Source organism: Helicobacter pylori (assembly GCF_001998165.1).
Taxonomy (GTDB): Bacteria; Campylobacterota; Campylobacteria; order Campylobacterales; family Helicobacteraceae; genus Helicobacter; species Helicobacter pylori_DL.
Genome location: NZ_MTWR01000016.1, coordinates 37367 through 51383 on the forward strand (window position 1 = coordinate 37367; position 14017 = coordinate 51383).

Consider the following 14017-nt stretch of genomic DNA (forward strand, 5'->3'; position numbering starts at 1 on the left):
ATCATGGCAGAAAAAACAGCTAACGATTTAAAATTGAGCGAGATAGAACTCGTGGATTTCCGTATTTATGGCATGCAAGAGGGCGTCCCTTATGAGGGGATTTATGGCATTAATGTGGCTAAAGTCCAAGAAATCATCCCCATGCCCACCCTTTTTGAATACCCCACGAATTTGGATTACATTATCGGCGTGTTTGATTTGCGCTCCACGATCATCCCGCTTATAGACTTGGCCAAATGGATAGGGATTGTCCCGGATAAAAGCAAGGAAAACGAAAAAATCGTCATTATCACTGAATTTAACAATGTTAAAATGGGCTTTTTAGTCCATTCCGCTAGGCGTATCAGGCGCATTAGCTGGAAAGATGTGGAGCCTGCATCCTTTAGCGCATCTAATAGCATCAATAAAGAAAATATCACCGGCACGACCCGCATTGAAAACGATAAAACCCTGCTCATTTTGGATTTGGAAAGCATTTTAGACGATTTAAAGCTTAATGAAGACGCTAAAAACGCTAAAGATACCCCTAAAGAGCGCTTTGAAGGCGAAGTATTGTTTTTAGACGATAGCAAGACCGCAAGAAAAACCTTAAAGAACCATTTGAGTAAATTGGGTTTTAGCATCACGGAAGCTGTGGATGGGGAAGATGGGTTGGATAAATTAGAAATGTTATTCAAAAAATACGGGGATAATTTGAGGAAACATTTGAAATTCATTATTTCGGATGTTGAAATGCCTAAAATGGATGGCTATCATTTCTTATTCAAGCTCCAAAAAGACCCTAGGTTTGCTTATATTCCTGTGATTTTTAATTCTTCTATTTGCGATAATTATAGCGCTGAAAGGGCTAAAGAAATGGGGGCTGTAGCGTATTTAGTCAAGTTTGATGCAGAAAAATTCACCGAAGAAATTTCTAAGATTTTAGACAAGAATGCGTAATTCTTTTCATAAAATTGTAAAATACTCTTATCTCAAACGCTAAAAAGGGGTTTAAATGGATGATTTGCAAGAAATAATGGAAGACTTCTTGATTGAAGCCTTTGAAATGAACGAGCAGTTGGATCAGGATCTGGTGGAATTAGAGCATAACCCTGAAGATTTGGACTTGCTCAATCGCATTTTTAGAGTGGCCCACACCATTAAAGGCTCTAGCTCGTTTTTGAATCTTAACATTCTCACGCATCTCACGCACAACATGGAAGATGTCTTGAATCGCGCCAGAAAGGGCGAAATCAAAATCACGCCGGATATTATGGATGTCGTGTTGCGCTCCATTGATTTGATGAAAACCTTGCTCGTAACGATTAGAGATACCGGATCAGATACCAATAACGGCAAGGAAAACGAGATTGAAGAAGCGGTCAAACAGCTTCAAGCCATTACGAGCCAAAATTTAGAGAGCGCTAAAGAAACTTCAGGGACTAAAGAAGCCCCCAAAAAAGAAAATCAAGAAGAAGTGAAAAAAGAAGCGAAAGAAGAAAATAAAGAAGAAAATCAAGAAAACAAGGCAAAAGCCCCTACTACAGAAAATTTTGCAAGCGATAACCCGCTAGCCGATGAGCCGGATTTGGATTACTCTAACATGAGCACTGAAGAAGTGGAAGCGGAGATTGAGCGGCTATTGAACAAACGCCAAGAGGCCGATAAAGAACGAAGAGCTCAAAAAAAGCAAGAAGCCAAACCTAAACAAGAAGTTACCCCAACAAAAGAAACCCCCAAAACAGAAACCCCCAAAGCCCCTAAAACCGAAACTAAAGCTAAAGCTAAAGCAGATACTGAAGAAAATAAAGCCCCCTCTATTGGCGTGGAGCAAACCGTTAGGGTGGATGTGCGCCGCTTGGATCACTTGATGAATTTAATCGGTGAACTTGTGTTAGGGAAGAATCGCTTGATCAGGATTTATAGCGATGTGGAAGAACGCTATGATGGGGAAAAGTTTTTAGAGGAATTAAACCAGGTGGTCTCTTCTATTTCAGCGGTAACGACAGACTTGCAACTTGCGGTGATGAAAACCCGGATGCAACCAGTGGGCAAGGTGTTCAATAAATTCCCTCGCATGGTAAGGGATTTGAGCCGGGAATTAGGCAAGAGCATTGAATTAATCATTGAGGGCGAAGAAACCGAATTAGACAAATCCATTGTAGAAGAGATTGGCGATCCGCTCATTCACATTATCCGCAACTCATGCGATCATGGGATTGAGCCTTTAGAAGAAAGACGAAGGCTTAACAAGCCTGAAACCGGTAAAGTGCAATTGAGTGCGTATAATGAGGGTAACCACATTGTGATTAAAATCTCTGATGATGGCAAGGGATTAGATCCTGTGATGCTTAAAGAAAAAGCGATTGAAAAAGGGGTGATTAGCGAAAGAGACGCTGAAGGCATGAGCGATAGGGAAGCGTTTAACCTCATTTTCAAGCCAGGCTTTTCTACCGCAAAAGTCGTTTCCAATGTTTCAGGCAGAGGCGTGGGCATGGATGTGGTGAAAACCAATATTGAAAAGCTCAATGGGATCATTGAAATTGATTCAGAAGTGGGGGTAGGCACGACTCAAAAGCTTAAAATCCCTCTCACTCTGGCTATCATTCAAGCTTTACTCGTGGGCGTTCAAGAAGAATATTACGCTATCCCGCTTTCTTCAGTTTTAGAAACCGTGCGCATCAGCCAGGATGAAATCTACACCGTTGATGGCAAGAGCGTGTTGCGCTTGAGAGATGAGGTGCTTTCTTTGGTGCGCCTTTCTGATATTTTTAAAGTGGATGCTATTTTGGAATCCAACTCAGATGTGTATGTGGTCATCATTGGCTTAGCCGATCAAAAAATTGGCGTGATCGTGGATTATTTGATCGGTCAAGAAGAGGTGGTTATCAAATCTTTAGGTTATTATCTTAAAAACACTAGAGGCATTGCTGGCGCTACGGTGAGGGGCGATGGGAAAATCACTCTTATTGTAGATGTGGGGGCGATGATGGAAATGGCAAAGAGCATTAAAGTCAATATCACTACCTTGATGAATGAATCAGAAAACACGAAAAGTAAAAATTCTCCTAGCGATTATGTTGTCTTGGCGATTGATGACAGCAGCACGGACAGAGCGATTATCCGCAAATGTTTGAAACCATTAGGCATCACGCTCTTAGAGGCGACTAACGGCTTAGAGGGCTTAGAGATGCTTAAAAATGGCGATAAGATTCCGGACGCTATTTTAGTAGATATTGAGATGCCTAAAATGGATGGTTACACTTTCGCTTCCGAAGTGCGTAAATACAATAAATTCAAAAACCTGCCCTTGATCGCAGTAACCAGTCGGGTAACTAAAACCGATAGGATGCGTGGCGTTGAATCCGGCATGACTGAATACATCACCAAACCTTATAGCGGTGAGTATTTAACCACCGTAGTGAAGCGCAGTATTAAATTAGAAGGAGGCGAATCGTGAGCAATCAATTGAAAGATTTATTTGAAAGACAAAAAGAAGCTAATGCGGGTTCTAAACAAGAAGACAATGAAGAAATTTTGCAATTCATTGGCTTTATTATTGGCGATGAAGAATACGCCATTCCCATTTTGAATATTTTAGAAATCGTCAAACCCATTGGTTACACGCGAGTCCCTGAAACCCCAAACTATGTGCTTGGCGTGTTCAATTTAAGGGGCAATGTCTTCCCTTTGATTAGCTTGCGTTTAAAATTTGGCTTGAAAGCTGAAAAGCAAAACAAAGACACTCGTTATTTGGTGGTGCGCCATAACGATCAGATCGCTGGGTTTTTCATAGATCGCTTAACTGAAGCCATTCGCATCAAGCAAACGGATATTGACCCGGTGCCAGAAACTTTGAGCGATAACAACAATCTAACTTATGGCATTGGGAAACAAAACGACAGACTCGTAACCATTTTAAGAGTGGAAGAAATCTTAAAAAAAGACTTCTAAAAACCTTTTTCTATCAAACCCTTATGGGTTTTGTGAAAGATTTATTCCATTAAAAGCTTGATTTTAATCAAGCGATAATGTTTGATTGAAAATAGAGTCTTTTTTAATCTTTTCTCTTAAAAACAGCGTGAAACTTTTTTAAACGGATTAAAAAGAACTTTTTATTTTTTAGTCTTTATCACCAACGCTTTTTAACAAGTGGGGCTTTTTGCGTTGAGATTCACTAAATTGTAGCCCCCTCCTTTTAAGGATTTCCTATTTCAACACTTTTAAAAGCGCTTCATAATTGGGCTCTTCTAAAATGTTTTGAACGATTTCTTTATAGATAACCACTCCCTTATCATCAAGAACAAACACCGATCGAGCGAGTAAGCCTTGAAAAGAGCCTTTGCCCAACAGCACGCCGTAATTTTCCCCAAAAGCCTTATACCTAAAATCGCTTAAGATTCTTAGGTCCTTAATGCCTTCAGCACCGCAAATTTGCCCTTGAGAAAAAGGCAAGTCCATAGAAATAACGCTAAAACTCACAGAAGGCAGTTTGCCGGCTTGCTCATTGAAGTGTTTGGCTTGAAGCAAACAAACCGATCCGGTTAAACTAGGAAGCGCGCTAACGACTTGAAAACGCACGCCTTGCTTCAACAAATTGACTTCTTGTAAATCGCCATTCACCAACTTCACATCAGGAGCTTTATCGCCCACTTTTAAGGTTTTCCCTTCTAACTGATATGTTTCTTCTTTAAAAGTAACTTTTTGCATGGTTAAATCCTTTCTAATGAATTGCTATATTGCGTTAGAATAATAGTCAATTAAAATTAACTTTTAAAAAAATTTAAAAAAAATTTGTTTAAAAAGTCGTTTTCATTTTAAAAAACCCCTTAAAATCTACAAAATTTGCATAACGATTTAATTTTTAAGAAAAGATTTACCAAAAAGTATTAAAAAATGATTACAATACGGCTATCTAATCACAAGGAGAAAACATGTTTGCATTACGAGAGTTGCCTTTTGCTAAAGACAGCATGGGAGATTTTTTAAGCCCTGTGGCGTTTGATTTCCACCATGGGAAACACCATCAAACTTATGTGAATAATTTGAATAACTTAATCAAAGGCACGGATTTTGAGAAAAGTTCTTTGTTTGCTATTTTGACAAAGTCTAGCGGAGGCGTGTTTAATAACGCCGCTCAAATTTACAACCACGATTTTTATTGGGATTGCCTAAGCCCCAAAGCGACTGCCCTAAGCGATGAGTTAAAAGGGGCTTTAGAAAAAGATTTTGGCTCATTGGAAAAATTTAAAGAAGACTTCATTAAGAGCGCGACCACTCTGTTTGGCTCTGGTTGGAATTGGGCGGCGTATAATTTAGACACTCAAAAAATTGAAATCATTCAAACGAGCAACGCTCAAACCCCGGTTACGGACAAAAAAGTGCCGCTTTTAGTGGTGGATGTGTGGGAGCATGCTTATTATATTGACCATAAAAACGCGCGCCCTGTGTATTTGGAAAAATTCTATGGGCATGTCAATTGGCATTTCGTCTCTCAATGCTATGAATGGGCGAAAAAAGAAGGCTTAGGCTCAGTGGATTACTACATCAATGAGTTGGTGCATAAAAAAGCTTAAGCGTTATTTTGATAGGGTGGTTTAAAGGTTTTTAAACCACGCTTCTTTTTTGAATGAAAGACACTCTGTTTAACAAATCTCTAAACAAACGCTTTTGCTTTGATGAGAAAGTCGCTCATGTTTTTGACGACATGTTGGAGCGCTCTATCCCCTATTATCATGAAATGTTGAATCTGGGGGCGTATTTTATCGCTCAAAATTTAAAAGAAAATCTCTATCCTAAGCCCTTGCCTAAGTCCTTGCCTAAACCCTTGATTTATGATTTGGGCTGTTCTACCGGGAACTTTTTTATCGCGCTTAACCAGCAAATCCAACAAGATATTGAGCTTGTAGGGATTGACAATTCCATGCCCATGCTCAAAAAAGCACAAGAAAAATTAAAAGATTTTAACAATGTCCGTTTTGAATGCATGGATTTTTTAGAGGTTGAGTTTAAAGAAGCGAGCGCGTTTTCATTGCTTTTTGTGTTGCAGTTTGTCCGCCCCATGCAAAGAGAGGTGTTGCTCAAAAAGATTTATAACAGCCTTGCGTTGAATGGGGTTTTATTGGTGGGCGAAAAGATCATGAGCGAAGATCGGATATTAGACAAGCAAATGATAGAACTATACTACCTTTATAAACAAAATCAAGGCTATAGCCACAATGAAATCGCTTTCAAAAGGGAAGCGTTAGAAAATGTGCTTGTGCCTTATAGTTTAAAAGAAAATGTCGCTCTTTTAGAAAGCGTGGGGTTTAAGCATGTGGAAGCGCTGTTTAAATGGGTGAATTTCACGCTACTGGTCGCCAGAAAAACATGAGTTTTTTGAAATAATATATAAAGTTTTTTAAAAAATATCCACAGGATCCATATTCACGCTGCAAGGGATATTGGGGGCGGTTTTTAAAAACGCATGCACGCTTTTGATTAGGCTTAAAGGGTTTTTGGAACGCAACAAAATAAGGTAGCGGTAAGAAGAGGCGATTTTTTCAATGGGGGCTTTAAAGCTAGAGAGCGTTACGCCCTTTTCTAAACACGAAGAAAGGGTTTGAGAGGCTTTTAGGCTCAATTGTTGGGCTTTTTCTTCGTTTTTATGCTTAAACTCTAACAAACACAGCCTTGAAAAAGGCGGGTAGAGTTCGCACCTTTCTTGCAATTCGTATTGTAAAAAATCTTCATAATCTTCTAAGAAATTTTCTAATAGATCCGTTTCGGTGCTTTGAATGAACACTTGGCCAGAAATTTGCCTACCACTCCTCCCAGCGATTTGATAAAGTAACGACACGCCTTCTTCTAAAGCCCTGTAACTATTGGATTTGATGATATTGTCTATGCCTAAAACAACCGCTAAACTCACTTTAGCGTAATCATGCCCCTTGCTTATCATTTGAGTGCCGATTAAGATATTAGTTTTTTGAGCGTTGAAATCGTTTAAAATATTGTGGAGTTTTTTTTGCGTGCTGGTGTGATCTTTATCTAAGATCGCTATTTTGGCCCCCTCTAAAAGGCTCTCTAATTCCTTTAGCACTTGCATGGTGCCTATCCTTTTACCCACTAAAACTTCGCTTTGGCATGCGTTGCAAATTTTAGGGATAGGGCTTGAAAAATGGCAATAATGGCACATGAGTTTGTTGGTCTTTAAATGCAAACTCATATTCACGCTGCAAAAGGGGCATTGAACGCTTTTATAGCAATTTTGGCACAGCAAGGTTTTAAAATTAGCCCTTGTAGGCACAAAAATAATGGCTTGCTCGTTTTTGTCTATCACTTGTTGCAGCGCTTCTAGGAGTTTGGGCGTGATAAAACGCTCGGTTTTTTCAAAAATAATGTTTTTTTGCGTGGGGGTATAGCGCCCCTTTAAGCGCACTAAAGCCTTATCTTTAAAGCGTTGGTAACTACTCAAACTTGGCGTAGCAGAGCCTAAAATCACTTGAATAGGGAATTTATGGGATAAATACAAGCATAAATCCCTAGCGTTATACATAGGGCTTTGATGGGATTTATAAGAAAAGTCATGCTCTTCATCTACAACAATCAAACCCAATTCCTTAAGGGGTAAAAACAACGCGCTTCGTGTGCCTACCACTAATTTGATTTCTTGCGAATAAAGCTTTTCTAAAAATTGTTTTTTTTGATTTTGAGAGAGTTTGCTATGCCACAAGCCTAAATTTTCTTTAAAAACTTTTTTAAGGCGTTGTTGCATTTGAGGGGTGAGGGCGATTTCTGGCACTAACAACAGAGCGCTTTTTTTTTGCTCTAAAGTTTGAGCGATTGCATGCATATAAATTTCGGTTTTCCCGCTACCCGTATCGCCAAAGAGCAAGCTTGCTGAATGCTTTTGCAATTCTTTTAAGGCTTTGGTTTGCGTTTGGCTTAATACATTAAGAACAGGCTCAATTTTTTCTAACCCCACTAAATCGCATTCTTTAAAAGGGGCAAAAAGGCTTAAGACTGAAGAAAGATTAGCCGAGTAATATTGAGCGATAAATGCAGCGAGCTCTATTTGAAAAGGGAGTAAAAAATAAGGGGTTTTTTCTAATTCTAGGCATTCAAAAGAGGGTTTTGAAACTTCTTCAAGAACGACGCCTAAAAGCGTTCTATTCCTTAAAGGGATATTGACTAACGCTCCTTTAAGGTGTCGCTCTTTAGAAAAGTAAGTTAAGGGGGGGGTTTTATTTTTTAAAGGAGCGATTAAGTGATAGAACATGATGAGATTTTTTCTAAAAGCTTTTGGAGTTCATTGTGCAAATACTCGTTTTGACAACTTTCATGCAAATAATCCTTTAAAAGCTCTAAGGCGTTTAATTCTTGGTTATGGAAACGCTCCTTTAGGGTGCGTTTCATCTCATCGCTAAAGGTGTTGTTGAGAGAGATTTTATAGCGTTTGCCCAAATAAGTGATTTCTAAGCTATCGTTTTCTAAAGACATGTTTTTAATGGTTTATGACAATAAATCAGAGATTTTGTCATAAAGACCTTGAATGCCCTTATCTTTAGCGCTCAATTCATCGTATAAAATAGCGATTTGAATGTCTTTTTCTTCATTTTGCGCATTCAGTGTGGTGTTTGCTTGGCGTAAAGCGTTCAACTCTTCTTCTTGTTTTTGGATTTTTTCAATCAATTCATCAATTTTAGCGCCCAACTGGTTCAATAAACTTAAAGATTGCATCATAAGCCTTTCTATGGTTTTTAAAAGTTATTATATCAAAGCTATTAAATTATCGCAAAATACCCCTATCCCCTTAAGGCAATGACTTTTACCATAAAATCAAGCAGCTAAATCCTATTTTTAAGCAATTCTTATGGCGGTATTTGGTATTTTTGATTACCATAAAGCAATAAGATAGAAAGCTTGACAGGGAATGATAAATGCAAAAAAGTATATTCAAAATAACTCTGTTGTTGGTTTTCCTCTTTTTAAGGAATGCTGTTGGTTTAGACGATAAAAAAGCAGCTCCTAAAAGCGTTCAAAATACCCCTAAAAATTTACCCCCTATCCAATTAAGGCTCGATCAAGCCTATGAAGACCTTATCAAAATGTTAGACAATATGGGAAAAAGCACGCAGTATGAGTTCCCCAAAATTAAAGAAATCCTAGAACAAAGCGAAGAGGAATGGCTAGGAGTCGCCCATGAAGAATGCGTGGCGTTAGTCATGCTAATAAGCCCTAAGGCTTCTATTGAAAACAGCCCGATTTATAAGAATTGCTATGAAGCTTATGTGAAACAAAGAATCCATGATTTATATGATTTTTATATAGAGGGCAAAAAGGTGAAGAGAAAAATCAAGAAAGCCCATGAGCATGAAATGGCCCTCAACAAATCCCAACCCTTAAAAAAAGAACCGCCTAAAAGCGAGAACAAAAAGGGCTTAACAAAACCTAGCTTAAAAGACGCAAAGATCCCTAAAGGGTATTACTTGCAAATTGGGGCTTTTTTAAATTCGCCCAGTAAGGATTTTTTGCAAACGCTCAAAAATTTCCCTCACCAAATGGAGAAAAAAGACTCCCTCACGCATTATTTGATTGGCCCTTATAAAACCAAAGAAGAAGCCCTAAAACAGCTTGAAAATGCGGCTAAAAGCTTTAAAAATAAGCCTGCGTTGGTGGAAAAGTAATCGTTTTAATTATCCTTATTTGAAAATAAATCTATAGTTTTATTGGATTTTATAAAGCCACCTAGCTATTAGCGCGACAAACAAACTCGCACCCAAAAACGCATAGCCTATCATTTTATAAAGGGGGATAAAATTTTTTTGAATTTCTTCTTCTGCAATAATGATTTTAGAAACCCCTAAGCGGTTAGTTGGGGCACTGTCTGTGAGGTAAAAGCCCTGTTTTTTAAGCGCGAAATAAGGGGTTTTAATTAAGGCGTCATTTTTAAAAGAGGCCACAAACGCCCCGATATTAGAAAACTTGACTTTGTTGTCTGCATCCAATAAGACAAAGGGGGTGTTTTTGAATCGTTCTTCTAAGATTTTTAAAGGCTCTAAAGAAGAGGTATTATCCAATTCTAAAAGGCTTTTAGCGATCGCATCAGCGGTGTATTGCATGCGTATTTGGGTGTTTTCCAAAAGGTTATTTTTCGCATAAAAGAAAAACAACGCTAACAAAACCCCCACTAAAAGCAAGGTAGAAAGGGTGTAAACGATTAAAAAACGCTTTTTAAAAGAATGGGGCATGACGGACCTTTTTATTGATAGCGGGTTGGATAACACAGCTTTTTATGATTGGATTAAAAACGCTCAAAAACAGCCTCTTTTTTCTACCTTATTTATTTAATTTTATGGTAAATTTTTGAAAAATTGTTATAATTCCTACACTTTTATTGGCAAATTAATTAAGAAAGGAGTTTAGAATATGCTTGACATATGGATAGATATGATAATTTGTATTTTTTATTTGCTCTTTTTTACGACTCCTTACATTGTGGGCGATATTTTGCAATTGAAATTTATCCGTCAAAAGCTCTGCGAAAAACCTGTTTTACTCCCACAAAAGGATTATGAAGAAGCGGGAAATTATGCCATTAGGAAAATGCAATTATCCATTATTTCTCAAATTTTAGACGGGATCATCTTTGCTGGTTGGGTCTTTTTTGGTTTGACGCATTTAGAAGATCTCACGCATTATTTAAACTTTCCTGAAACGCTAGGCTACTTGGTGTTTGCCTTGTTGTTTTTAGCGATTCAAAGCGTTTTAGCTTTACCCATTAGCTACTACACCACCATGCATTTGGATAAAGAATTTGGCTTTTCTAAGGTGAGCTTGTCGTTGTTTTTTAAGGATTTTTTCAAAGGGTTATCGCTCACTTTAAGCGTGGGGTTGTTGTTGATTTACACCCTCATTATGATCATTGAACATGTGGAACATTGGGAGATTAGCTCGTTTTTTGTCGTGTTTGTTTTTATGATCTTGGCTAATCTTTTTTACCCTAAAATCGCCCAGCTTTTCAACCAATTCACCCCCTTGAATAACCGGGATTTGGAAAGTCAAATTGAGAGCATGATGGATAAAGTGGGTTTTAAATCTCAAGGCATCTTTGTGATGGACGCTAGCAAGAGAGACGGGCGTTTGAACGCATATTTTGGGGGCTTGGGTAAAAACAAGCGGGTGGTGTTGTTTGACACTTTGATCTCTAAAGTTGGGACAGAAGGGCTTTTAGCCATTTTAGGGCATGAATTAGGGCATTTTAAAAATAAGGATTTGTTGAAAAGTTTAGGGATTATGGGAGGCTTGCTCGCTCTTGTTTTTGCTCTGATCGCTCATTTGCCACCGATCGTTTTTGAAGGCTTTAATGTCTCACAAACGCCAGCGAGTTTGATTGCGATTTTACTCTTGTTTTTGCCGGTGTTTTCCTTTTACGCCATGCCTTTGATCGGGTTTTTTAGCCGAAAGAACGAATACAATGCGGACAAGTTTGGGGCGAGTTTAAGTTCTAAAGAGACTTTAGCCAAAGCGTTAGTGTCCATTGTGAGCGAGAATAAAGCGTTCCCCTATTCGCACCCTTTTTATGTTTTCTTGCATTTCACGCACCCACCCCTATTAGAGCGCTTGAAAGCTTTGGATTATGAAATTGAATGACCCTTTCACAAGCCCTAAACAAAGCCAAAAAAGAATTATCGCCAAAAGGTTTTAGGGGGGGCTTGGAATCTGAAATTTTATTAGGCTTTGTCTTGCAAAAAGAGAGGGTTTTTTTGCACACGCATGCCTATTTAGAGTTAAACCACGAAGAAGAGACGCATTTTTTTGAATTGGTAGGAAAGCGCTTGAATGATTGCCCCATAGAGTATTTATTAGGAAGCTGTGATTTTTATGGGCGTTCTTTTTTTGTGAATGAGCATGTTTTAATCCCACGGCCTGAAACCGAGATTTTAGTCCAAAAAGCTCTTGATATTATTTTTCAATACCACTTAAAAGAAATAGGCGAAATCGGCATAGGGAGTGGTTGCGTGTCCGTTAGTTTGGCTTTAGAAAACCCTAAACTTTGTATTTATGCGAGCGATATTTCACCCAAAGCTTTAGAAGTGGCGTTAAAAAATATTGAACGCTTTAATTTAAAAGAGCGTGTTTTTTTAAAACAAACGCGCCTTTGGGATCGCATGCCAACGATAGAAATGCTTGTCTCTAACCCGCCTTATATTGCTAGAGGTTATCCTTTGGAAAAATCCGTTCTCAAAGAACCGCACGAAGCCCTTTTTGGGGGGGTTAAAGGCGATGAAATCTTAAAAGAAATCGTTTTTTTAGCCGCTGGATTAAAGATCCCTTTTTTGGTTTGTGAAATGGGGTATGACCAGTTAAAGAGCTTGAAAGAATGCTTGGAATTTTGCGGTTATGATGCAGAGTTTTACAAGGATTTGAGCGGCTTTGATAGAGGGTTTGTGGGCGTTTTAAAAAGTTTTTTAAGATAAATTAAAACTTAATTACCCTTTTAGTGTTACAATAAAAACACTTAAAACAATAAAGGATGCCGCTCATGTATGTTGAAAAAATTCTCCAGTCTTTACAGAAAAAATACCCTTATCAAAAAGAGTTCCATCAAGCCGTTTATGAAGCTATCACTTCCTTAAAACCCCTTTTAGACAGCGATAAAAGCTATGAAAAGCATGCGATTTTAGAGCGTTTGATTGAGCCTGAAAGGGAGATTTTTTTTAGGGTGTGTTGGCTAGATGATAACCATCAAATCCAAGTCAATCGGGGGTGTAGGGTTGAATTCAATTCGGCTATTGGCCCTTATAAGGGGGGCTTGAGATTCCACCCTAGCGTGAATGAAAGCGTGATCAAGTTTTTAGGCTTTGAGCAAGTGTTGAAAAATTCGCTCACCACTTTGGCTATGGGGGGCGCTAAGGGGGGGAGCGATTTTGACCCTAAAGAAAAGAGCGAGCATGAGATCATGCGTTTTTGCCAGGCGTTCATGAACGAATTGTACCGCCACATTGGAGCCACGACTGATGTGCCAGCTGGGGATATTGGAGTGGGTGAAAGAGAGATTGGCTATCTGTTTGGGCAATACAAAAAATTAGTCAATCGTTTTGAGGGCGTATTGACCGGTAAGGGACTCACTTATGGGGGGAGTTTGTGCAGAAAAGAAGCTACCGGCTATGGGTGCGTGTATTTTGCAGAAGAAATGCTGCAAGAAAGGAACAGCTCTTTAGAAGGTAAGGTTTGCAGCGTTTCTGGGAGCGGTAATGTCGCTATTTATACCATTGAAAAATTGCTTCAAATAGGGGCTAAACCGGTAACGGCGAGCGATTCTAATGGCATGATTTACGATAAAGACGGCATTGATTTAGAGCTTTTGAAAGAGATTAAAGAAGCGCGTCGTGGGAGGATCAAAGAATACGCCCTACAAAAGCCAAGTGCGAAATACACCCCCATAGAAAATTACCCCAAAGGGGGGAATGCCATATGGCATGTGCCTTGTTTTGCGGCTTTTCCTAGCGCGACCGAGAATGAATTGAGCGTTTTAGACGCTAAAACCCTCCTTTCTAACGGGTGTAAATGCGTGGCTGAAGGGGCGAACATGCCCTCAAGCAATGAAGCGATTGAATTGTTTTTACAGGCTAAGATTTCTTATGGCATAGGCAAGGCGGCTAATGCTGGGGGGGTGAGCGTGAGCGGCTTGGAAATGGCGCAAAATGCGAGCATGCACCCTTGGAGTTTTGAAGTGGTGGATGCGAAATTACACCACATCATGAAAGAGATTTATAAGAATGTCTCTCAAACCGCTAAAGAGTTTAAAGACCCTACTAATTTTGTTTTAGGGGCTAATATCGCTGGTTTTAGAAAAGTGGCGTCTGCGATGATAGCGCAAGGGGTTTGATTACCCCCAATTTTACAAACCCAATTTTTTAACCCATCTCCTTATGGTGCGTAGTAAAGGCAAGGATTTTTGATAGGCTTTGTAATAGATTTTAAAAGTGGTGTTTTGAGAGAGTTCCAACAAAGGCGAAGCGTTTTCTAACAGGCGATCATAATTAACCCTCAA

14 protein-coding genes and 1 pseudogene are annotated in these 14017 nt (G+C 39.0%); 9 read left to right on the plus strand and 6 right to left on the minus strand.

Features of this window, described 5'->3' with window-relative positions; all coding sequences use genetic code 11:
* Positions 1–3: 3 nt before the first annotated feature.
* Genes cheV3 through cheW form a run of 3 tightly spaced genes read left to right on the plus strand, consistent with a single transcriptional unit; the run spans position 4 to position 3933 of the window.
* The gene (gene cheV3, locus BZK24_RS02740; protein WP_000818689.1) at positions 4–939 is read left to right on the plus strand and encodes a chemotaxis protein CheV3; all 936 of its coding nucleotides are present in this window, start codon (positions 4–6) and stop codon (positions 937–939) included.
* A 55-nt stretch (positions 940–994) separates the two neighbouring features.
* Positions 995–3439: a chemotaxis histidine kinase/response regulator CheAY2 gene (gene cheAY2, locus BZK24_RS02745; RefSeq protein ID WP_077656493.1), complete on the plus strand. Its 2445-nt coding sequence runs from the start codon at positions 995–997 to the stop codon at positions 3437–3439.
* A complete protein-coding gene (cheW, locus tag BZK24_RS02750; RefSeq protein WP_000070759.1) occupies positions 3436–3933 on the plus strand; it encodes a chemotaxis protein CheW in 498 nt (165 codons plus the stop codon). The genes cheAY2 and cheW overlap by 4 nt, the downstream gene beginning before the upstream one ends.
* 255 nt (positions 3934–4188) lie before the next feature.
* On the opposite strand, the gene tpx is transcribed toward cheW, so the two are convergent.
* Positions 4189–4689 carry a thiol peroxidase gene (tpx, locus tag BZK24_RS02755; RefSeq protein WP_001174691.1) on the minus strand — a complete coding sequence of 167 codons (501 nt, stop codon included), beginning with the start codon at positions 4687–4689 and terminating at the stop codon, positions 4189–4191.
* A 224-nt stretch (positions 4690–4913) separates the two neighbouring features.
* On the opposite strand from tpx, the gene sodB reads away from it, so the two are divergent.
* Positions 4914–5555 (plus strand): superoxide dismutase [Fe], encoded by a 642-nt coding sequence (gene sodB / locus BZK24_RS02760; RefSeq protein WP_000457804.1) that lies wholly within the window; start codon positions 4914–4916, stop codon positions 5553–5555.
* 53 nt (positions 5556–5608) lie between these two features.
* Positions 5609–6352 (plus strand): carboxy-S-adenosyl-L-methionine synthase CmoA, encoded by a 744-nt coding sequence (gene cmoA, locus BZK24_RS02765; protein WP_000655591.1) that lies wholly within the window; start codon positions 5609–5611, stop codon positions 6350–6352.
* Positions 6353–6379: 27 nt separating this feature from the next.
* Here the strand turns inward: cmoA and BZK24_RS02770 are convergent, their stop codons facing one another.
* From BZK24_RS02770 to zapB, 3 genes are read right to left on the minus strand one after another with little or no spacing between them, the layout of a single operon-like run.
* On the minus strand, positions 6380–8239 hold the full coding sequence (locus BZK24_RS02770; RefSeq protein ID WP_077656494.1) for a primosomal protein N': 1860 nt from the start codon (positions 8237–8239) through the stop codon (positions 6380–6382).
* Positions 8224–8460, minus strand: coding sequence for a hypothetical protein (locus BZK24_RS02775; RefSeq protein ID WP_000051172.1), 237 nt, complete (start codon positions 8458–8460; stop codon positions 8224–8226). The genes BZK24_RS02770 and BZK24_RS02775 overlap by 16 nt, the downstream gene beginning before the upstream one ends.
* A gap of 12 nt (positions 8461–8472) precedes the next feature.
* On the minus strand, positions 8473–8700 hold the full coding sequence (gene zapB, locus BZK24_RS02780) for a cell division protein ZapB (RefSeq protein ID WP_001191194.1): 228 nt from the start codon (positions 8698–8700) through the stop codon (positions 8473–8475).
* A gap of 200 nt (positions 8701–8900) precedes the next feature.
* On the opposite strand from zapB, the gene BZK24_RS02785 reads away from it, so the two are divergent.
* On the plus strand, positions 8901–9647 hold the full coding sequence (locus BZK24_RS02785; protein WP_001172405.1) for an SPOR domain-containing protein: 747 nt from the start codon (positions 8901–8903) through the stop codon (positions 9645–9647).
* 39 nt (positions 9648–9686) lie between these two features.
* Here BZK24_RS02785 and BZK24_RS02790 read toward each other — a convergent pair whose 3' ends face one another.
* Positions 9687–10211, minus strand: a complete 525-nt coding sequence (locus BZK24_RS02790) for a hypothetical protein (protein ID WP_077656495.1) — start codon at positions 10209–10211, stop codon at positions 9687–9689.
* 178 nt (positions 10212–10389) lie between these two features.
* Between BZK24_RS02790 and BZK24_RS02795 the strand changes: the two genes are divergently transcribed.
* The 3 genes from BZK24_RS02795 to gdhA all read left to right on the plus strand — a co-directional run bounded on the left by BZK24_RS02795 (position 10390) and on the right by gdhA (position 13852).
* Positions 10390–11613 carry a M48 family metallopeptidase gene (locus tag BZK24_RS02795; protein WP_077656496.1) on the plus strand — a complete coding sequence of 408 codons (1224 nt, stop codon included), beginning with the start codon at positions 10390–10392 and terminating at the stop codon, positions 11611–11613.
* Positions 11610–12440: a peptide chain release factor N(5)-glutamine methyltransferase gene (locus tag BZK24_RS02800; RefSeq protein WP_077656497.1), complete on the plus strand. Its 831-nt coding sequence runs from the start codon at positions 11610–11612 to the stop codon at positions 12438–12440. The genes BZK24_RS02795 and BZK24_RS02800 overlap by 4 nt, the downstream gene beginning before the upstream one ends.
* 65 nt (positions 12441–12505) lie before the next feature.
* Positions 12506–13852 (plus strand): NADP-specific glutamate dehydrogenase, encoded by a 1347-nt coding sequence (gene gdhA, locus BZK24_RS02805; protein ID WP_077656498.1) that lies wholly within the window; start codon positions 12506–12508, stop codon positions 13850–13852.
* Positions 13853–13864: 12 nt separating this feature from the next.
* On the opposite strand, the pseudogene BZK24_RS09550 reads toward gdhA, so the two are convergent.
* Positions 13865–14017 (minus strand): annotated as a pseudogene (locus BZK24_RS09550) (glycosyltransferase family 10 domain-containing protein); the annotation flags it as partial.